The 21,495-nt window shown below is 56.7% G+C and carries 16 protein-coding genes; 6 read left to right on the forward strand and 10 right to left on the reverse strand.

What is annotated here, in order from left to right:
* The first annotated feature begins 113 nt into the window (after positions 1-113).
* The gene (gene pflA, locus MOQ06_RS20585) at positions 114-854 is read left to right on the forward strand and encodes a pyruvate formate lyase 1-activating protein (RefSeq protein ID WP_193356383.1); all 741 of its coding nucleotides are present in this window, start codon (positions 114-116) and stop codon (positions 852-854) included.
* Positions 855-890: 36 nt separating this feature from the next.
* Here the strand turns inward: pflA and MOQ06_RS20590 are convergent, their stop codons facing one another.
* The 10 genes from MOQ06_RS20590 to lrp form a co-directional block, all read right to left on the reverse strand.
* The gene (locus MOQ06_RS20590) at positions 891-1,412 is read right to left on the reverse strand and encodes an anti-virulence regulator CigR family protein (protein WP_176610730.1); all 522 of its coding nucleotides are present in this window, start codon (positions 1,410-1,412) and stop codon (positions 891-893) included.
* A gap of 123 nt (positions 1,413-1,535) precedes the next feature.
* Positions 1,536-2,684 (reverse strand): MFS transporter, encoded by a 1,149-nt coding sequence (locus tag MOQ06_RS20595; protein ID WP_148421062.1) that lies wholly within the window; start codon positions 2,682-2,684, stop codon positions 1,536-1,538.
* A 274-nt stretch (positions 2,685-2,958) separates the two neighbouring features.
* Positions 2,959-3,822: a dimethyl sulfoxide reductase anchor subunit family protein gene (locus tag MOQ06_RS20600; protein ID WP_242174630.1), complete on the reverse strand. Its 864-nt coding sequence runs from the start codon at positions 3,820-3,822 to the stop codon at positions 2,959-2,961.
* 1 nt (position 3,823) lies between these two features.
* Entirely contained in the window at positions 3,824-4,441 is a 618-nt protein-coding gene (locus tag MOQ06_RS20605) for a DMSO/selenate family reductase complex B subunit (RefSeq protein ID WP_017384545.1), read from the reverse strand.
* 10 nt (positions 4,442-4,451) lie between these two features.
* Positions 4,452-6,896, reverse strand: a complete 2,445-nt coding sequence (gene dmsA / locus MOQ06_RS20610) for a dimethylsulfoxide reductase subunit A (protein WP_148418765.1) — start codon at positions 6,894-6,896, stop codon at positions 4,452-4,454.
* 211 nt (positions 6,897-7,107) lie between these two features.
* Entirely contained in the window at positions 7,108-8,400 is a 1,293-nt protein-coding gene (gene serS / locus MOQ06_RS20615; protein ID WP_148418764.1) for a serine--tRNA ligase, read from the reverse strand.
* Positions 8,401-8,492: 92 nt separating this feature from the next.
* Positions 8,493-9,836 (reverse strand): replication-associated recombination protein RarA, encoded by a 1,344-nt coding sequence (rarA, locus tag MOQ06_RS20620; RefSeq protein ID WP_148418763.1) that lies wholly within the window; start codon positions 9,834-9,836, stop codon positions 8,493-8,495.
* A 9-nt stretch (positions 9,837-9,845) separates the two neighbouring features.
* On the reverse strand, positions 9,846-10,460 hold the full coding sequence (gene lolA / locus MOQ06_RS20625; RefSeq protein WP_148418762.1) for an outer membrane lipoprotein chaperone LolA: 615 nt from the start codon (positions 10,458-10,460) through the stop codon (positions 9,846-9,848).
* Between the two features lie 127 nt (positions 10,461-10,587).
* Complete coding sequence (gene ftsK, locus MOQ06_RS20630) at positions 10,588-14,409, reverse strand: DNA translocase FtsK (protein ID WP_242174631.1); 3,822 nt, start codon at positions 14,407-14,409, stop codon at positions 10,588-10,590.
* Between the two features lie 135 nt (positions 14,410-14,544).
* Complete coding sequence (lrp, locus tag MOQ06_RS20635; RefSeq protein ID WP_000228469.1) at positions 14,545-15,039, reverse strand: leucine-responsive transcriptional regulator Lrp; 495 nt, start codon at positions 15,037-15,039, stop codon at positions 14,545-14,547.
* A gap of 543 nt (positions 15,040-15,582) precedes the next feature.
* Between lrp and trxB the strand changes: the two genes are divergently transcribed.
* The 5 genes from trxB to infA all read left to right on the forward strand — a co-directional run bounded on the left by trxB (position 15,583) and on the right by infA (position 21,405).
* Positions 15,583-16,551, forward strand: a complete 969-nt coding sequence (gene trxB / locus MOQ06_RS20640; RefSeq protein WP_148418759.1) for a thioredoxin-disulfide reductase — start codon at positions 15,583-15,585, stop codon at positions 16,549-16,551.
* Between the two features lie 114 nt (positions 16,552-16,665).
* A complete protein-coding gene (gene cydD / locus MOQ06_RS20645) occupies positions 16,666-18,432 on the forward strand; it encodes a cysteine/glutathione ABC transporter permease/ATP-binding protein CydD (protein ID WP_242174632.1) in 1,767 nt (588 codons plus the stop codon).
* Complete coding sequence (gene cydC, locus MOQ06_RS20650; RefSeq protein ID WP_242174635.1) at positions 18,432-20,153, forward strand: cysteine/glutathione ABC transporter ATP-binding protein/permease CydC; 1,722 nt, start codon at positions 18,432-18,434, stop codon at positions 20,151-20,153. Before cydD ends, cydC begins: the two co-directional genes overlap by 1 nt.
* Positions 20,154-20,198: 45 nt before the next feature.
* The gene (gene aat, locus MOQ06_RS20655) at positions 20,199-20,903 is read left to right on the forward strand and encodes a leucyl/phenylalanyl-tRNA--protein transferase (protein ID WP_176610739.1); all 705 of its coding nucleotides are present in this window, start codon (positions 20,199-20,201) and stop codon (positions 20,901-20,903) included.
* A gap of 283 nt (positions 20,904-21,186) precedes the next feature.
* A complete protein-coding gene (gene infA / locus MOQ06_RS20660) occupies positions 21,187-21,405 on the forward strand; it encodes a translation initiation factor IF-1 (RefSeq protein ID WP_002211347.1) in 219 nt (72 codons plus the stop codon).
* Positions 21,406-21,495: the final 90 nt, after the last annotated feature.

A 21,495-nucleotide genomic window follows, 5' to 3' on the forward strand; every position in this document is an offset into this window, starting at 1 on the left:
TTTTGGCCGCTATCTATACTGAATGGATAACAGCCAAAACAGACTCGACATAGCCTTTGAGCTGTGCACCTACACAGGCCCCTGGATGGGCCAAATTCGGAGATATCACCGCAATGTCAACTATTGGTCGCATTCACTCCTTTGAATCCTGTGGCACTGTCGATGGCCCGGGGATCCGCTTTATTACATTTTTCCAGGGCTGCCTGATGCGCTGCCTGTACTGCCATAACCGTGATACCTGGGATACCCATGGCGGCAAAGAAGTCACCGTGGAAGATCTGATGAAAGAGGTGGTGACCTATCGCCACTTTATGAACGCATCCGGCGGCGGTGTGACGGCATCCGGCGGTGAAGCCATTCTTCAGGCTGAGTTTGTGCGAGACTGGTTCCGCGCCTGCCACAAAGAAGGCATTCATACCTGTCTCGACACCAACGGCTTCGTGCGCCGCTACGATCCGGTTATCGACGAGCTGCTTGAAGTCACCGATCTGGTGATGCTCGATCTCAAACAAATGAACGACGAAATCCACCAGAATCTGGTTGGCGTTTCGAACCACCGTACGCTGGAGTTTGCCAAATACATTGCCAACAAAGGCGTCAAAACCTGGATCCGCTACGTGGTGGTGCCGGGCTGGTCAGATGATGACGATTCCGCGCACCGTCTGGGCGAATTTACCCGCGATATGGGCAACGTAGAGAAAATTGAACTCCTGCCCTATCACGAGCTGGGTAAACATAAATGGGTGGCGATGGGCGAAGAGTACAAGCTGGATGGCGTGAAGCCGCCGAAAAAAGAGACGATGGAACGCGTCAAAGGTATTCTTGAGCAGTACGGCCACAAGGTTATGTACTAAATAAAAGGCCCGGTTCTCACCGGGCCTTTTAATATTCTATTCAAAGACGCCGTTAATAACGGCAGTCACAATTGCCGTACTCAGGGCAATTAAGACCAGGTCATCTCCCACCACGCGCCACTCATATCCCGGGTAGGAGGGAAGCTGGCCCAGCATTGAGGCCGGCACGGCTTTCTTCGCTATGCCCGGAGGCAGCGGCTTTCCACGCGCCAGGTTTTTCGCGATCCCTGGAGGCAGAGAATCATAGCCCGTTAAGCCGTAATTCAGTGCCAGATGGCGGGCACGATCGAAGCTAACGCGAGCGTCGACGTCATTACCGACATCTTTGCTGTTTTTAAAGCTCTTGTCCGATTTTCCTGGGTTATCCTGACCTTTATTTTGCTTATTACCATGGTTACCAGCGTTGCCGTTACCATGATTGCCGCTATTACCCTGCCCGCCACCGTTTCCGTGCCCACCGCCATTCCCGTTTCCAGGATTAGCCATGACCGGAGCCGTTGCAAACGTTAAAGACAACACTACGGCAAGCGCGGTAGTGGAAAAACGACGAGTAGACATGATTGCTGCCTTTTAGTGGGAGAACTCATCTGAATTATCGCCAGGCGGGTAAAACTCACAATAAGTAAAAGTCTTATATGTGACAGGGACAAAAAAGCCCGTCATCGACAGGCTTTTAATTAATCAGGCATGTGCCACAGGCGTTGGATGTTCGCCGACTTTGCGCAGCAGCATTAACAGATAGATAAACGATACGCTGGCGATCATGATAAACAGCAGGTTATCGGAATAATTTTGCATGAGCATGGCGGTAAAGGTCGGACCGAGCAAACTGCCGATGGTGTAGCTCAGCAATAATGCCTGGTTCATCGCCACCAGCTGATGATGCTCAACTTTCTCACAGGCCCAGGCCATCGCAACCGGATAGAGCGTAAAGCCCGCGGCACCCAGAATGAACAGCGCAGGCGCCATCGCGGCGTTGCTGAGCATGGCGAGACATCCCATGATCACCACAAAAACCTGAACGCGCAGCACCAGCAGGCGACCAAAGCGATCGGCCAGTCGACCGATCGGCCATTGACCGACGATCCCTGCGCTGACCATCACCGCCATCCAGAAGCCAATCCCGGAATCGCTAACGCCCTGATGGTTAAGATAGAGCGGCATCAGGCCATAGAGTGAGCCCAGCACGATCCCGGAGATAATGCAGCCGTTCACGCCTAAACGTGCCTGGCGAAGCCTCAGCATTGGCCAGACGTGGGTGGCTTCCTGATGCTCGCTGTTCTGGTTCACGATACGGGTGAAGAGCAGCGGCAGGATCGCGGCCAGCACCATCCCCGTCACCCACGGCAGAACGCTCATCAGGTCGGTTGGGAATTTACTGACCATTAGCTGGCCGATGACGGTACCCACGTAGTAAACCATCATATAGGCGGCCAGCAGGCGTCCACGGTTACGGGAAGTACCGCTGCACATCAGGGCGCTTTCGACCACCACCCAGATCATCGCGCAGCCGACGCCCGCAATAAAGCGCCAGACCATCCAGCTCCAGAAGCCGACCATCAGGCCTAAACCGACGCATCCGGCGGCAAAAATCAGCGAGGCCAGATAATAGCTGCGGTTAAAACCAAAACGCTTAATAAGGCTTCCCGTTAATAAGGTACCCAGCAGGTTTCCGGTAAAAAAGGACGAGCTAACCATACCCACCTGCCAGGTCGGTAAGTTTTCATGGGCGAGCCATAGCGGGACGAGTGTGTTTAACACCGCGATCGCCAGGGTCAGCAAAAGCAAGCCACAGAGCAGCAAAAGCACCGGGCGGGTATAGGTGGTCATGGATTAAAAACCGTGAGGAAGTTCAGATTTCGTGCGCATCATGCCACCGGCAAAAACAAAGTCAATCCACCGATTCAGGCGTCACGCACGATATGCGCCATGTCGATTTAAAAAACTCATCCAGCTAATGCAAAGCCTGCTACAGATATTAATTATCTATTTGTTTTTATTTATTTCAGGGAATTTTTAATACGAAACGTCAGTCGAAAAATTTCATGAATGAAAAAAGAAAAGCCGGGCGCTATGTCCCGGCTTTTTATAACAAAAAATGAAATTAGCTGGCGATAGCCATACCGACGGTCATATGCAGACCATAAAACACGCCGCGACCAATCAGCTCCCCGGCCAGCACCAGCACAAAGGCCAGTGAAAGCAACGGCAGCGCAGGCTGGTAACCTTTGAGCTGAGGTGCAATCCAGCACACCAGCGCAGCCGCCAGCAACACCACGCGCCAGGCCATCAGCGCACCGTAGTCCGGCACCAGCGCAGAGGCCTGCTGGATAGAGCTGTGGATGGTGGCCAGCTCAGCCCCCTGCATCAGCGCCACAACAGCACTGATGACCAGCGCCAGCAGCGAGACCGCTGGCAGCAGACGCATTCCCCAGCCGTCCACCCCAGCGACGCGCAGCAGCAGATAGCCCAGCAGAGGACCGCCGATAAACATCGTCAGGAAGAAGCTCATCGGCGTCCAGATGCTGTACCAGGTAGGAACGGTATCAATGGTGTTGTACACCCGAACCATCATCCATACGAATACCACGCCCAGAACCATGGTGACGATGAGCCACAGCGCGCGTAACCCTGACGGCAGTTTTTTCAGCGCCGCCAGCAGCCAGCCCAGCCCGCCCACGGCAAAGAAGATTGCGCCACTGGCAATCTCGTTACTCAGCGAAGAGGCACCCACGCGGTTCAGGGAGTTGAACGCGCGCATCGGCGAGCCCAGGTGCAGCGTGGAGGCGATAAACCCAATGCCCATCAACACCCACAGGCCAAACATACTCAACACCAGACGCTGCTGCTGTTCGGCACTGAGATTACCTTTCATTAGCGCCAGCGCGAGTACGATAAAACCACCGACCACGCACTGCCCAAACACCGTGAAGATCATCAGCGGCCATTCATGCCATCCACTTCCCATCTCACACCTCCTTCGGGTTTGCCAGGTAGCCGGTGGTGTCACCCGTCGGACGGCTGTTGGCGTTAGGTTTGATCACAATGCTCGGCTTCGTAAAGTGCGCAGACGGCAGCGGCGCAACGGCGGCAAGCTGGCCGTGCTTTTTGCGCAGCTCCTCAATCGGGCCGAAGTCCAGCGCGCGCAGCGGGCAGGACTCGACGCAGATCGGCTTTTTGCCGTCCGCCACGCGGCTGTGGCAGCCGTCGCACTTGGTCATGTGGCCTTTGGCGGCATTGTACTGCGGCGCGCCGTACGGGCAGGCCATGTGGCAGTAGCGGCAGCCGATGCAGACATCCTCGTCCACCACCACAAAACCGTCGTCGCGCTTGTGCATCGCCCCGCTCGGGCAGACCTTGGTACAGGCCGGATCCTCGCAGTGGTTGCAGGCAATCGACAGATAGTAGGCAAAGACGTTCTGATGCCAGACGCCGTTATCCTCCTGCCAGTCGCCGCCCGCGTATTCGTAAATCCGGCGGAAGCTGACGTCCGGGGTTAAGTCTTTGTAGTCCTTACAGGCCAGCTCGCAGGTTTTGCACCCGGTGCACCGGCTGGAATCAATAAAAAATCCATACTGGGTTGTCATCGGTTACTCCTTACGCCTTTTCAACCTGAACGAGGTTTGTGTGGGACGGGTTGCCCTTCGCCAGCGGCGACGGGCGCTGCGTGGTCAGAACGTTGATGCAGCCCGCCTGGTCAATACGGTTTGCATCCGGGTTATACCAGGCCCCTTCCCCCAGCGCGACCACGCCAGGCATCATGCGCGGAGTCACTTTCGCTTCGATATGCACCTCTCCACGCCCGTTGAAGATACGAACGCGATCGCCATTACTGATGCCGCGCGCTTTCGCATCCATCGGGTTGATCCACATTTCCTGCCGGCATGCGGCTTTCAGCACGTCAACGTTGCCGTAGGTGGAGTGCACGCGAGCCTTATAGTGGAAACCGGTCAGCTGTAGCGGGAATTTCTCCGTCAGCGGATCGTTGTAGTTTTCAAATCCGGGGGTGTAGATCGGCAGCGGATCGATAACGTCCCCTTCCGGCAATTCCCAGGACGCGGCGATGTTTGCCAGCGCTTCGGAGTAGATCTCGATTTTGCCCGACGGCGTGGTCAGCGGATTCGCCTGCGGATCGTCGCGGAAGGCTTTATACGCCACATGATGCCCTTGCGGATCGCGCTGCTTGTACATGCCCTGCTTGCGGAAGGTATCGAAGTCCGGCAGGTCAGGAATGGCTTTGCGGGAAAGCTCGTGCAGATGGCGCATCCACCCTTCCTGAGTGCGCCCCTCGGTGAACTGCTGTTCAACGCCAAGCCGTTTCGCCAGTTCGGAGGTCATCTCATAGATGGTTTTGCACTCGAAGCGCGGCTTGATGGCCTGGTCAGTGAAAATCACGTAGGACATGTTGCCGCAGGAGGCGTCCAGCGCGAAGTCCATCTGCTCAGACGCGGTGCAGTCCGGCAGCAGAATATCGGCATACTTCGCTGACGAGGTCATGTGGCAGTCAATCACCACAATCATTTCGCACTTCTTGTCGTCCTGAAGGATGTCATGGGTGCGGTTAATGTCAGAGTGCTGGTTGATCAGACAGTTACCGGCATAGTTCCAGATCATCTTGATCGGCACGTCCAGCTTGTCTTTGCCCCGCACGCCGTCGCGCAGCGCGGTCATTTCAGGGCCGCGCTCGATCGCGTCGGTCCACATAAACATCGAGATGCTGGTCTCAACCGGGTTATCCAGCGTCGGCATCCGTTCAAACGGCAGAGAATAGGAGCCTTCACGCGCGCCGGAGTTACCGCCGTGAATACCCACGTTGCCGGTCAAAATTGACAGCATGGAGATGGCGCGGGTGGCGATTTCGCCGTTCGCGTGACGCTGTGGTCCCCAGCCCTGGCTGATATAGGCCGGTTTTGCCGATCCAATTTCACGCCCCAGCTGAACGATACGTTCGACGGGAATACCGGTGATGGTGGATGCCCACTCCGGCGTTTTCGCTACGCCATCGCTGCCCTGACCAAGAATATAGGCTTTGTAATGCCCGTTAGCCGGCGCGCTGGCCGGGAGGGTTTTCTCGTCGTAACCGACGCAGTATTTATCCAGGAAGGGCTGATCGACCAGGTTTTCGGTGATCATCACATACGCCAGCGCGTTTACCAGCGCCGCATCGGTCCCCGGACGGATTGGGATCCACTCATCTTCTCTCCCTGCCCCGGTATCGGTATATCGCGGATCGATGATGATCATGCGGGCATTGGATTTAGCCCGGGCCTGTTCCAGGTAATACGTCACCCCACCGCCGCTCATGCGGGTTTCACCCGGGTTGTTACCGAACAGCACCACCAGCTTGCTGTTTTCGATATCGGACGGACTGTTACCGTCTGCCCAGCCGCCATAGGTGTAGTTCAGGCCCGCAGCGATTTGCGCAGAAGAGTAGTCACCATAGTGGTTGAGGTAGCCGCCACAGCAGTTCATCAGGCGCGCCACCAGCGTTTTACCCGGCGGCCAGGAGCGGGTCATGGTACCGCCAAGCGTCCCGGTGCCGTAGTTCAGGTAGATGGACTCGTTGCCGTACTCTTTAATCAGGCGCTGCATGTTCGTCGCGATGATATCGTAGGCTTCGTCCCAGCTGATGCGCTCGAACTTTCCTTCCCCACGCTTGCCGACGCGCTTCATCGGATATTTCAGACGATCCGGATTATAAACACGTCGGCGCATTGAGCGGCCACGCAGACATGCCCGCACCTGGTGTAACCCTTCGTAGCTATCGTCACCGGTATTGTCGGTTTCGACATATTTGATTTCACCGTCCACGACATGCATGCGCAGCGGACAGCGGCTGCCGCAGTTGACGGTACAGGCACTCCACACCACTTTTTCCGGACCTGAGGCTGGAGACAGAGCCTCCGCCGCCGACGCCAGTCGGGTAAAAGGGAGCGTAAAGGCGCTGCTGGCTACGGCCAGGCCACCGATTGCCGTGGTTTTCATCAACCCACGGCGAGTGACCTCGGCAGCCATTAACGCTTCAGGCGCTTTGATTTTCATAAAGACTCACTTTGGTTGCTCACAAAGAAAAGAGAGGCGGCGGAAACCGCTATATAGATTTATTTACAACGAATCTTTTCGTTTTCAGTTTTTTATGCTGACTTTCATTCAAAGGAGTATTACTACTTTAGAGGGAGGTGGTATTGCGTCGTATCAAATCACAGGCATAAAAAAAGCGCCCTGAGGCGCTTTTTTGTTTTAAAGCAGGTTATTAACCGATGTACTGCTGGCCTTTCATATAAGGGCGCAGCACTTCAGGGATCTCAATTCGGCCGTCTGCCTGCTGGTAGTTTTCCATCACCGCAACCAGCGTACGCCCTACAGCCAGACCGGAGCCGTTCAGGGTATGCACCAGACGGGTTTTCTTGTCGGATTTGCTGCGGCAACGAGCCTGCATGCGGCGCGCCTGGAAATCCCAGACGTTAGAGCAGGAGGAGATTTCACGGTAGGTGTTCTGCGCAGGCACCCAGACTTCCAGGTCGAAGGTTTTGCAGGCACCGAAGCCCATATCACCCGTGCACAGCGCCATACGGCGGTACGGCAGGCCCAGCAGCTCCAGCACTTTTTCCGCGTGACCGGTCATCTCTTCCAGCGCGTCCATGGACGTTTCCGGACGAACGATCTGCACCATTTCAACTTTATCGAACTGGTGCATACGGATCAGACCGCGGGTATCACGGCCGTAAGAACCCGCTTCAGAACGGAAGCACGGAGAGTGCGCGGTCAGCTTGATTGGCAGATCGTCTTCGTCAATGATTTCATCACGCACGAGGTTAGTCAGCGGCACTTCCGCCGTTGGGATCAGCGCGTAGTTGCTGCTGTCTGCTTCCTCGTCCAGCGGACGGGTATGGAACAGATCGCCGGCAAATTTCGGCAGCTGGCCCGTACCGTACAGCGTATCGTGGTTAACCAGATACGGAACGTAGGTTTCGCTATAGCCGTGCTGTTCGGTGTGCAGATCCAGCATGAACTGCGCCAGCGCGCGGTGCAGGTGAGCGATCTGACCTTTCATCACCACGAAACGAGACCCGGTCAGCTTAACCGCAGCCGCAAAGTCCAGGCCCGCGTGCATTTCGCCCAGCGTCACGTGATCGCGAACCTCGAAGTCGAACTCGCGAGGCGTACCCCAGCGTTTCACCTCAACGTTGTCGTTCTCGTCTTTGCCGACAGGCACGCTGTCGTCAGGAATGTTCGGGATCGCCAGCGCGATATCACGAATTTCGGCCTGAAGAACGTCCAGTTCCGCTTTCGCCTGATCCAGCTCTTCACCCAGCTTGTTCACTTCCAGGCGTAATGGCTCAATATCTTCCCCGCGCGCTTTCGCCTGGCCGATGGATTTCGATCGAGAATTACGCTCTGCCTGCAGATTTTCAGTTTGTACCTGCAGAACTTTACGACGCTCTTCAAGAGCGCGCAGCTTATCTACATCCAGCTTAAAGCCCCGGCGTGCCAGTTTTTCAGCGACTGCGTCTGGCTCATTACGCAGCAGATTGGGATCGAGCATGCTTATCCTGTGCTTATCGAATTAAAATAGGAAAAAGTGGCCACAGCCTGCGGCCACAGGGATACTATGCCAACATTACCGCAACGACTGAGCTAACGGTAGCGTTTTATAGGGCTATTTTGATCCTGTCCGGCCAGCCAGGCGAGCTTTTCGCCAATCTTGCCTTCAAGACCTCTGTTTGTAGGGTGGTAATAGCGGGTTTGTGCCATCTCCTGCGGGAAATATTCCTCTCCGGCGGCGTAGGCATTTGGCTCATCATGGGCGTAACGGTACTCCTGCCCGTAGCCCATCTCTTTCATCAGTTTTGTCGGTGCATTGCGCAAATGAACCGGTACATCATAATCCGGACGCTCGCGTGCATCCGACATCGCCGCTTTGAAGGCAGTGTATACCGCGTTACTTTTCGGCGCGCAGGCCAGATAAACAATAGCCTGGGCAATAGCGCGTTCGCCTTCCGCAGGCCCGACTCGGGTAAAGCAGTCCCAGGCGGAGATGGCGACCTGCATGGCGCGCGGATCGGCATTGCCGACATCCTCCGACGCAATCGCCAGGCAGCGACGCGCGACGTATAACGGATCGCCACCGGCGGTGATAATACGCGCGTACCAGTAGAGCGCCGCATCCGGGGCGCTGCCGCGCACGGATTTATGCAGCGCAGAGATCAGATCGTAAAAACGGTCGCCTTTATTGTCGAACCGCGCGCTGCGCTCACCGGCAATTTCGGTGAGCAGTTCAGGCTTCAAAACGCGCTTGCCTGCATCGTCCACTTCGGCCATATCGGCCATCATTTCCAGCGTGTTCAGCGCCCGACGGGCATCGCCGTTCACCAATTCTGCAATTGCACGGCGCGTTTCATCCGGAAGAACGATATCCTGCCCACCGTAGCCGCGGGCCTTGTCCTCCATCGCCTGCGTCAGAACCTTTTCGATATCTTCCGTGGTCAGCGACTTAAGCAGATAAACACGAGCACGGGAAAGCAGCGCGGAGTTCAGCTCAAACGACGGGTTTTCGGTAGTCGCGCCGATGAAGAAAATCGTGCCGTCTTCAATGTGCGGCAGGAAGGCATCCTGCTGGCTCTTGTTGAAGCGGTGAACTTCGTCGACAAACAGAATGGTGCGACGTCCGGCATTGCGGTTTTGTCGCGCCCGCTCGATCGCCTCGCGGATCTCTTTCACGCCCGACGTGACGGCCGAAATGCGTTCGACATCCGCACTGGCATAACGGGCGATAACTTCAGCGAGAGTGGTTTTACCGGTTCCGGGAGGGCCCCAGAGGATCATGGAGTGCAGATGCCCCGCTTCAATAGCGCGCGGCAAGGGTTTCCCCGCAGCCAGCAGATGTTGCTGGCCGATGTACTGCGCTAAATTTTCTGGCCGCATACGGGCGGCCAGAGGTTGAAACGCATTATCTGAAAAATCGAGCGACAGATTGCTCACTCATGCCTCTTACTTATTGCGTTGGTCGTCCACCGTTACGCCCTGCGGCGGGGTAAAGGTGAATTTCGATGCGTCTACAGCGCCGTTTTGCTGAGACTTAAGCTGATAGCTACTGCGCTGATCGTCCTGCTCAACCGCACCGAACTGATTGATGGTACCGTTGCTGCTCACGTTGATGGTGAACTGCTTCAGGTTGCCGTTACTGCCTTTAGGCGTCAGGACAAACTCATCACCGTTTTGTTTGATGTTGTACTGCTGCCAGTCGCTGGTCTGGTTACGGGCGATCAGCATAAACGGGGTATTGCTGGTGGCATCTTTCAGCCAGGTAGCGGTCGCCTGCTCAACAAACGGGTTGTAGAACCACAGGGTTTTACCGTCAGAGACCAGAACGCTCTCGTCCGGCTGGGTCATGTGCCAGTTGAACAGGTTCGGGCGTTTCACCCACAAATCCCCCTGACCTTCCTGCACCGCGTTGCCGCTGCCGTCAGTCACTTTTTGCGTGAAGCTGGCGTGGAAGCTGCTCACTTTGTCCAGTCGGCTTTTAAGGTCGCTGGCCGCATCAGCCCAGACGCTGCTGGCTACAAAACTGGAGAGTAATGCACAGGCGATGGCGATTTTTTTCATTGTTATTCCTTAAAATACGTCTTCCCGATATGGGGTTTCCGTTTCCATTCTGGACCTGCCCGAAGGCAGGCGACAGAAGAATATGCTTAATTTTTGCTGATTTACCCTTCTTTGCAATCGCTGAAGGTTATTCAAACGGCGGCGGCGCCAGCACTTCACGGTTGCCGTTATGTCCCTGCTCGCTGACGATGCCCTGAGCTTCCATTTGCTCAATGATACGCGCCGCGCGGTTGTAGCCGATACGGAACTGACGCTGTACGCCAGAGATAGAGGCTTTACGCTTTTCGGTGACGAAGTTAACCGCCTGGTCAAATAACGGATCCAGCTCTTCACCGCCGTCAAAGCCACCGCCGCCGCCTTCGCTTTCGCTGTCGGAGGTAATGCCGTCCACGTACTGCGGACGTCCGCGCGCTTTCCAGTCCTGCACCACGGCGTGAACTTCCTGATCGCGAACAAACGCGCCGTGAACACGCACCGGAGAGGTGGAGTTCGGGCCAGAATAGAGCATATCACCCATCCCCAGCAGCGATTCAGCACCGCCCTGGTCAAGGATAGTACGCGAGTCGATTTTGCTCGACACGGTAAACGCGATACGGGTTGGGATGTTTGCCTTAATAAGACCCGTGATGACGTCCACGGACGGACGCTGCGTTGCCAGCACCAGGTGAATACCCGCCGCACGCGCTTTCTGTGCCAGGCGCGCGATGAGTTCTTCCACTTTCTTACCGACTGTCATCATCAGGTCGGCAAATTCATCCACCAGCACCACGATGTAAGGCAGTTTTTCCAGCACCGGATGCTGGGCATCCATGCTGTCACCCGGCTTCCAGTATGGGTCCGGAATCGGACGGCCCATGCGCGCCGCCTCGGCGATCTTCTCGTTATAGCCGGCCAGGTTACGCACGCCCAGCGCCGACATCAGCTTGTAGCGACGCTCCATTTCATTGACGCTCCAGCGCAATGCGTTGGCGGCATCCTTCATGTCGGTTACCACTTCCGTTAACAGGTGCGGAATGCCTTCGTAGACGGACAGCTCGAGCATTTTCGGGTCGATCATGATGAAACGCACATCTTCAGGCTGCGCCTTGTAGAGCATACTGAGGATCATGGCGTTCACGCCGACCGATTTACCGGAGCCGGTAGTACCCGCAACCAGCAGGTGTGGCATCTTCGCGAGATCGGCAACGACCGGATCGCCAGCAATATCTTTACCCAGCACCACGGTCAGCGGAGACGGGTTATCGCGGAATTTGGTGTTATCCAGAACCTCACGCAGATAAACGGTCTGGCGTTTCTTGTTTGGCAGCTCAAGGCCAACGTAAGGTTTGCCTGGAATGACCTCCACCACGCGCACCGCCACAGTCGACAGGGAACGCGCCAGGTCACGGGACAGGTTTGAAATACGCGCTGCTTTTACGCCCGGCGCCAGGTTCAGCTCGAAACGGGTGATTACCGGGCCTGGCGAATAGTTCACTACATCAGCCTTGATGCGGAAATCAGCCAGACGCGCTTCAACGAGGCGGGCCATCTGCTCAAGGGCAAAGGTATCCACCGGCTCGACTTCTGCCGGCGGCGGCGTTAACAGATCCAGAGACGGCAACGGCGTGCTTGGGCGCTGCAGCGGACGGCTGTCACCATTACGCATCAGCAGCGGGTGAATCAGGCTCTCCTGCGGCTGTGGGGCTGGCTGCTGGAACTGCGGCGGTTGGGCCGGCTGTTGCGGCTGAACATAGGCCTGCGGTGCCGGCTGCTGCGGCTGAACATGAGTCTGCGGCGCCGACTGCTGCGGCTGAGCATAAGCCTGCGGTGCCGGCTGCTGCGGCTGAACATGAGTCTGCGGCACCGACTGCTGCGGCTGAGCATAAGCCTGCGGTGCCGGCTGCTGCGGCTGAACATGAGCCTGCGGCGCCGACTGCTGCGGCTGAACATGAGCCTGCGGCTGCGGCGTCTGACGCACCGGTTCAACGTCTGGCATCACGCCCGGCGTGAACAGCGGTTCGCTCGGCCCGTCATCCACCAGATCTTTCATCGGTGAAAATTCAAAATCCGACAGCGAGAACGGGTTTGCCCCCGACGGCTGCTCGCCGGAATAACGCTGCTGCTGCGTTGCCGCGAACTGACGCGCTAATTCCGCTTCGGCAGCATCATCCTCATCCTGACGGGGGTGAACGTCGTGTTGATACTCGTCGCCATAGCGCTGATTCTGCTGGGCGGCGAACTGACGCGCCAGCTCGTCCTGATGCTGTTCGTCAGCATCATCGTCGTATTCATTCTCACGCGCTTTAACTTCCGCCATACGCTGTGAAGGCAGTTTGATGCCGTACGACGCCAGCTCGCGGCGGGTCGGTACGCGAACGCGATTAGGGCGCGGCAGTTGAGGACCAATCCCCTCTTTCACCTGAGGACGCGGCGTACCGTCAGTCGCCGGGCTGAATAACGGAGCGGACGCGGCGGCGGCGGCGGTTGCCTGCTTCAGGGTTTCAGTTGCGGAAGCAACGGCTGGCGCTGGCTCAACAGGAGGAACGGCCGCGGAAGGGGCTTTTGCAGCAGGCTCCTGCACCGGCTCAGGTACGGGCTGATACCAGGCGGCAAGCTGCTCGCGCTCGCGGGCACGGCGCTCTTCCACTTCTTCAAAATAGTACAGCGGCGGACGAGACGGCTTCGCTTCTTCAACCACTTCAGGCTCAGGCTGCGGCGCAACGTATGGCTGTTCAGGCTCAACGTGTTCGGGTGCATAAGCCTGATACGGTTGTTGCGGCTCGCTGACAGGCTCGTGCGGCTGATAAGGTTGCTGCCACTGCTCCTGCTGGACTGGGATGTAGCTTTCAGGCTCTGGCGCAATGGTTGGCTCCGGCGTATGAACGCCAGGCGCGGTTTGCCAGTCGACCTGCGGCTGCTGAATCACGGACTCCGGTGCCGGAACTGGCGAGGACGGCATCACGGCTTCAACGGGCGCAGCATAGGCCTGCGCGGCCGTGGTTGCAGCGGCCGCAGCGGCTACCGGTTCAGTAACGGAATGGCCATTCAGCAGCGGATCGTACTCGTCATACTCGCCAGGGGTAGCTCGATTGCCGGAGAACAGTACGTCATCAGGATCCACGGCCGCACCGCGATACTCAATCTGCTCGTCTTCATCCATGCGCTTGCCGGAGAAAAGCGCGGCATCCGTTTTACGGCCTAACGGGTTAGCAAATTTTTCGGCAACGCGCTGGCGGCGCGCCAGGGCACCTCGCAGGATACGCGCGCGACGGGACTCGCGACGCTCGGCGGGCGCATCGTCTTCGTCATACTCATCTTCGTATTCGTCTTCATCGACCCACGTATCGTCACGACGCGTGCGGTTGCTGGCAAATGTCAGCAAGGTCAGGATAAAGCTGCCAATTTTTTCAGCGATGCTCACCCAGGACCAGCCGGTAAACAGCGTCAGCCCTGCCGCCCAGATACAGAGCAGCGCCAGCGTGCCGCCGCTGCTGTGAAGCATCGGCTGCAGAGCGGAGCTCAACAGGCTGCCAATCACCCCACCGGAGGCGAAGTACCAGATATCATCAGCGTTAATCGCCGCCAGCCCACAGGAGGTGAGGATGAGCGCCAGCGCGCCTATCAGGCGTAGCGAAACGGCAAAGTAGTCGATGTAGTCGTCATTCTGCCGATGACGCCAGGCAAACCAGCATCCGCCAATAATGATGATGGGAATGGTGTAGGCCATCACACCGAAAATAAAGAACAGCGTGTCCGCAAGCCAGGCGCCGGGCACGCCGCCTAAGTTATGGATAGGCTCATGCCATGCGGTTTGCGACCAGCTGGGATCGGAGGGGTTAAAACTGAGTAAGGCAGCCATCAGCCAGACGGCAAAAAGGGCAATAACGATCAGTAACGCCTCAAGGAGACGACGTCCGCTGCTTAGCTTAGATAATGTGACTTCTTTGTCTTCAGTGTATTCCTGGCTCAAGAAAGGCTCTCCAGGTATCAGGCATGTCCTGCCTGTTTGCTAAAACGGACAACAGCGCCGGGTGTCCCCGGCACTGTTGCTGTATGGATTAACAGGAGTGTAATCAAACTACACTGATTTTGCACCTGTTCCGTGTTAGCGCGTCTTAATAACCAGACGATTGCTCTGTTTGACCTCTTCCATCACCACATATGTACGGGTGTCGTTCACGCCTGGCAGACGCAGCAGGGTTTCCCCCAGCAGCTTACGGTAGGCGGACATATCAGGCACGCGGGTTTTCAACAGGTAGTCGAAATCACCGGAAACCAGATGACACTCTTGTATTTCTTCAAGTTTTTGTACAGCGGCGTTAAATTGCTCAAACACATCCGGTGCACCACGATTCAGAGTAATCTCAACAAATACCAGAAGTGAGGCATCCAGATAATGCGGGTTCAACAGAGCCGTATAGCCCTGAATAAAACCCTGTCTTTCCAGTCGACGCACACGCTCAAGGCACGGCGTCGGGGAAAGTCCCACACGTTTTGAAAGCTCGACGTTGGAAATACGCCCATCCTTTTGCAATTCATTAAGAATGTTACGATCGATACGGTCGAGATCTTTGCCAGGGCGCTTCTTGCTATCTACCATTATTATTGTCTCTCTGTATTCCTTCCCTACTCCTGCCTGGACCCTGTGCACATCACTGTTCAGAGCCTGTACCCGTTATTTATCACATCGCATGGTTATGTATTAGACGCGATGTGGATTCGGGTTCTGCGGTAAGAAGACCGTTGCCTGAAGGCAGTCACAGACATCACGTATGGCGTCTGTCCACACCATGCGTAGATTTCACTGACCCGGTAAAAATGGCATTTACGTGCATGTCTATGCGACATGCCGTACACGCGTCTTTTTTTCTTCCTTGAATGTTTTCGCAAAAGCGCAGGGGATTGTCAAAGCAAAACATCGATTTTTAGTACAAGATGCCGGATATTCATTACGGAGGGGTATTAATCCTCATTTTTCTGCCTTATAAACGAGCGCTTTTCAGTAGCAGACGTAATGTGACCGCGGCAGATCCATCGGGCGCGGCTATTGCATATATCGGAAGCAAAACTGCGGCGCTCTTTTTTTACGGCAACAAATTCCCTACAATCCAGCCCATTGCCTGCCAACAACAATGGGGATCTCATGGGCACGACCAAACACAGTAAGCTGCTAATCCTTGGTTCTGGACCTGCGGGATATACCGCAGCGGTCTATGCTGCACGCGCTAACCTGCAGCCGGTACTGATTACCGGTATGGAAAAAGGCGGTCAGCTGACCACCACCACGGAAGTGGAAAACTGGCCGGGCGACCCGAACGACCTGACCGGGCCGCTGCTGATGGAGCGCATGCACGAGCATGCCACCAAATTCGAAACCGAAATTCTGTTCGATCACATTAATAAAGTGGATCTACAGAACCGTCCGTTCCGTTTGACGGGCGACAACGGTGAGTACACCTGCGATGCGCTGATCGTCGCCACGGGCGCCTCTGCCCGCTATCTCGGCCTGCCGTCTGAAGAAGCCTTTAAAGGCCGCGGCGTCTCTGCCTGCGCAACCTGCGACGGTTTCTTCTACCGCAACCAGAAAGTCGCGGTTATCGGCGGCGGCAACACCGCTGTGGAAGAAGCGCTGTATCTGGCAAACATCGCCTCTGAAGTACACCTGATCCACCGTCGCGACACCTTCCGCGCGGAAAAGATCCTGATCAAACGTCTGATGGACAAAGTGGCGAGCGGCAACATTGTGCTGCACACCAACCGTACTCTGGAAGAAGTGACCGGCGATCAGATGGGCGTGGCGGGTCTGCGTATCCGCGATACCCAGAATACCGATAACGTCGAAACGCTGGAAGTGGCTGGCCTGTTTGTGGCGATCGGCCACAGCCCGAACACGGCTATCTTCGAAGGCCAGCTGGAGCTGGAAAACGGCTACATTAAAGTGCAGTCCGGGATCCACGGCAACGCCACGCAAACCAGCGTTCCGGGCGTCTTCGCAGCAGGCGACGTGATGGACCATATTTATCGTCAGGCGATCACCTCTGCGGGCACCGGCTGTATGGCCGCGCTGGATGCTGAACGCTATCTGGACGGACTGGCTGAACAGGGTAAATAATCTTTACAAGTCAGTAACAAACGTAAATAAAGGCGGCCACTGGTCGCCTTTATTTTTCCCCGCGTGTAACATGCAGATGTCTAATTTCTTATAACGTCACCTGCAAAATACGCAATGGAAAAAACCCGTCAACAAGAGTTAACACGCTGGCTCAAACAGCAAAGCGTTCTTTCCCGCCGCTGGCTTATGATCTCCCGCATTCTGGGATTTATCAGCGGTCTGTTGATTGTTGCCCAGGCATGGCTGCTGGCCCGCATTCTCAACCATATGATTATGGAGAACATCCCGCGCGAGGCGCTGCTGTTGCCTTTTATCGTTCTGGTGCTGGTTTTCGTTCTGCGTGCGTGGGTCGTCTGGCTGCGTGAGCGGGTTGGGTTCCATGCCGGACAGCACATCCGCTATGAAATCCGGCGCAAGGTGCTTGACCGGCTTTCTGAAGCCGGGCCTGCGTGGATCCAGGGTAAACCGGCCGGCAGCTGGGCGACGCTGATCCTTGAGCAAATCGACGATATGCACGATTACTATGCGCGCTATCTTCCCCAGATGGCGCTGGCGGTTTTTGTTCCCCTTTCGATTGTTATCGCCATTTTCCCGGTCAACTGGGTGGCGGCATTGATCCTGCTGGGTACCGCCCCGCTGATTCCGCTGTTTATGGCAATGGTCGGTATGGGCGCGGCAGATGCTAACCGCCGCAACTTCCTGGCGCTGGGTCGGCTGAGCGGACATTTCCTCGATCGCCTGCGCGGTATGGAAACGCTGCGTATCTTTGGTCGCGGTGAGGCGGAAACCGAAAACATTCGCCTGGCGTCCCAGGACTTCCGTCAGCGCACCATGGAGGTCCTGCGCCTGGCGTTCCTCTCTTCCGGCGTGCTCGAATTCTTCACCTCCCTGTCAATTGCCCTGGTGGCGGTCTACTTTGGCTTCTCCTATCTCGGCGCGCTGGATTTCGGCCACTACGGTACGGCGGTGACGCTTTCTGCCGGATTCCTGGCACTGATCCTGGCCCCGGAATTTTTCCAGCCATTGCGCGATCTCGGCACCTTCTATCACGCCAAAGCGCAGGCGGTGGGTGCTGCCGATAGCCTGAAAACCTTCATGGAAACGCCGCTGGCGCATCCGGAGCGCGGTGAAGTCACGCTGAATACCAACGATCCAGTTACCCTTGAAGCGCAGGATTTTTCCATCCTGTCGCCTGAAGGCAAGGTACTGGCTGGTCCACTGAACTTTACCCTGCCTGCGGGTCAACGGGTCGTGCTGGTGGGCACCAGCGGCTCGGGTAAAAGCTCGCTGCTGAACGCGTTGTCAGGCTTCATGGCCTATACCGGATCGCTGCGCGTAAATAAAACGGAGCTGCGCGAGCTCGATCCCGAAGCCTGGCGTAAGCAGCTGAGCTGGGTGGGGCAAAACCCACAGCTGCCTGCCTCAACGCTGCGTGAAAACGTGCTTCTCGCCCGCCCGGACGCGCGTGAAGATGAACTGCAGTCGGTTCTCGATCGCGCCTGGGTCAGTGAATTTTTACCGCTGCTGCCGCAGGGTGTTGATACCGTGGTGGGCGATCAGTCTGCCGGGCTGTCGGTCGGCCAGGCGCAGCGCGTTGCGGTGGCCCGTGCCCTGCTGAACCCCTGTCAGCTGATGCTGCTGGACGAACCCGCGGCCAGCCTGGATGCCCACAGCGAGCAGCGCGTAATGGATGCGCTTAACGCCGCATCACAGCAGCAAACCACGCTGATGGTCACCCACCAGCTTGAAGGCATCGCCGACTGGGACCAGATTTGGGTGATGGAAAACGGTCAACTCGTTGAGCAAGGCGATTACGCCGCGCTTGTTGCCGCGCAGGGGCCTTTTGCGGCCCTGCTGGCGAATCGTCAGGAGGATATCTGATGCGCGCCCTGCTTCCCTATCTCGCACTGTACAAACGCCACAAATGGATGCTGACGCTCGGCATTGTGCTGGCTATTGTCACCCTGCTTGCCAGCATCGGCCTGCTTACGCTTTCCGGCTGGTTCCTTTCCGCGTCTGCGGCCGTGGGCTTCGCCGGGCTGTACAGCTTCAACTACATGCTCCCTGCCGCAGGCGTACGCGGCACCGCGATTACCCGAACCGCCGGGCGTTACTTCGAGCGTCTTGTCAGCCACGACGCGACCTTCCGCGTCCTGCAACACCTGCGTATTTACACCTTCAGCAAGCTTCTGCCCCTCTCCCCTGCCGGGCTGGCGCGCTTTCGTCAGGGCGAGTTGCTCAACCGCGTGGTCGCGGATGTGGATACGCTGGATCACCTCTACCTGCGCGTAATTTCCCCCATGGTGGGCGCCTTTGTGGTGATCGTGGTGGTCACGCTGGGGCTGTGTATTCTGGATGTTCCTATCGCGCTGACCCTGGGCGGCATCATGCTGTTGACGCTGATTATTTTACCGCCGCTGTTTTATCGCGCCGGTAAAACCACTGGGGAAAATCTGACGCGTCTGCGCGGTGAGTATCGCCAGCAGCTCACCTCATGGCTGCAGGGTCAGGCCGAACTGAGCATCTTTGGTGCCAGCAAGCGCTACCGCGCCCGGATGGAAAGCACGGAGCTTAACTGGCACGAGGCCCAGCGCCGTCAGTCTGAGCTAACCGCGTTCTCTCAGGCGCTGATGATGTTAATCGGCGGCATTGCCGTCATCGCCATGCTCTGGATGGCCTCCGGCGGCGTGGGCGGTAACGCCCAGCCGGGCCCGCTGATTGCGCTGTTTGTTTTCTGCGCCCTTGCCGCCTTTGAAGCTTTAGCCCCGGTCACGGGTGCGTTTCAGCATCTTGGTCAGGTTATTGCCTCTGCACTACGCATAACGGATATTGCGGAGCAGGAGCCGGAAGTGAAGTTCAGCAGCGGAGAAACCGCGGTACCGGAGCAGGTGGCGCTAACGCTCAGCGATGTCACTTTCGCCTATGACAGGCAGGCGCAAAACGCGCTGGAAGGCATCACGCTTTCCGTTAACGCCGGGCAGCGCATCGCGATCCTTGGCCGCACGGGATGTGGAAAATCAACGCTTCTGCAGCTTCTGACGCGCGCGTGGGACCCGCAGCTGGGTGAGATTCGCTTTAACGATACCCGGCTGGGTGACCTTAGCGAAGCGGCCTTGCGTAAAACCGTCAGCGTCGTGCCCCAGCGGGTGCATCTGTTCAGCGCCACGCTACGCGACAATCTCCTTCTCGCAGCGCCAGCGGCCTCTGACGAGGCGCTACGGGGGATGCTTGAGCAGGTCGGGCTGCACAAGCTGCTTGAGGATGACGGACTCAACGCCTGGCTCGGTGAAGGGGGTCGCCAGCTCTCCGGCGGCGAGCTTCGCCGTCTGGCGATTGCCCGGGCGCTGCTGCACGACGCGCCGCTGATGCTGCTCGATGAGCCAACGGAAGGTCTGGACGCGACAACCGAGAGCCAAATTCTTGATTTACTGGCAAACGTGATGAAAGGCAAAACCGTGCTGATGGTCACACACCGCCTGCGTGGACTCGCGAGTTTCGATCGCATAATTGTGATGGACAACGGACACATTATTGAGCAAGGTAGTCACGCAGAGCTGCTGGCAAAACAGGGTCGCTACTACCAGTTTAAACAGCGTCTGTAGGCTATATTTGTAGCGTCCTCACTCGCGTACTGGAGTTACGTTGTCATGCGCCTGGTCCAGCTTTCTCGCCATAATATTGCGTTCCCTTCCCCGGAGGGAGCGCTACGTGAACCTAACGGCCTGCTGGCGCTGGGCGGCGATCTCAGCCCGGCACGCCTCTTAATGGCTTACCAGCGCGGTATTTTCCCGTGGTTTTCTCCCGGCGACCCGATTTTATGGTGGTCTCCCGACCCGCGAGCCGTTCTGTGGCCTGGGCAGTTTCACTTGAGCCGCAGCATGAAGCGCTTTCACGCAAAATCACCCTATCGCGTCACGCTTAATCACGCCTTCGGGCAGGTCATTGAAGGATGCGCTGAAGATCGTCACGAAGGCACCTGGATAACCCGCGATATCATTATTGCCTACCATCAGCTACACGAGCTGGGCTACGCGCATTCCGTCGAAGTGTGGCACGGCGAGGATCTCGTTGGCGGCATGTACGGCGTGGCGCAGGGCACACTGTTCTGCGGTGAATCGATGTTCTCCCGCGCCACCAACGCCTCGAAAACTGCGCTGCTGGTTTTTTGCGAGGAATTTGCCCGGCGCGGTGGACAGCTGATGGATTGTCAGGTGCTGAACGAGCACACCGCCTCGCTCGGTGCCGTTGAAATCTCCCGTCGACACTACATCGAACATCTGGATCGGTGCCGCGCTGAGACCCTTCCGCGCGATTTTTGGATCCCCAGAGCGCTCTTTATGCCCGATGCCTAAATGTTTTCCGCATATTTTTTATGAGGGTGTTATAATTATGCCGCAGAGTAGCTTCTGCCTGTTGCCCCGCCGCCGTTTGGGACCCCCGCTTCAGATAACGTCCTGACGTTTATCCTGTTGTTCCCCTTTACGAATGCGCTTTCCGTTCGGTTGTACCGTGACGCTTGGGCAATGCGCTGAAACTGTTTTGCTGCGTTTTAAACGCGCAATTCTTTACTTAATTGATGAATTTCGGCATTATCTTGCCGGTTCAAAACTTGGTAGTGATACCCCAGAGGATTAGATGGCCAAAGAAGACAATATTGAAATGCAGGGTACCGTACTTGATACGTTGCCTAATACCATGTTTCGCGTAGAACTGGAAAACGGTCACGTGGTAACTGCGCACATCTCCGGTAAAATGCGCAAAAACTATATCCGCATTTTGACGGGCGACAAAGTGACTGTTGAACTGACCCCGTACGACCTGAGCAAAGGCCGCATTGTCTTCCGTAGTCGCTAATTGTTTTCGCCTGTAATGGCAGATGAATATTTAAAAGGTCGGGATAATCCCGGCCTTTTTTATTTGTGGCTTTAATGTTGCTACAGGGGC

The sequence above is a fragment of the Enterobacter sp. I4 genome (assembly GCF_022669095.1).
Classification (GTDB): domain Bacteria; phylum Pseudomonadota; class Gammaproteobacteria; order Enterobacterales; family Enterobacteriaceae; genus Enterobacter; species Enterobacter pasteurii.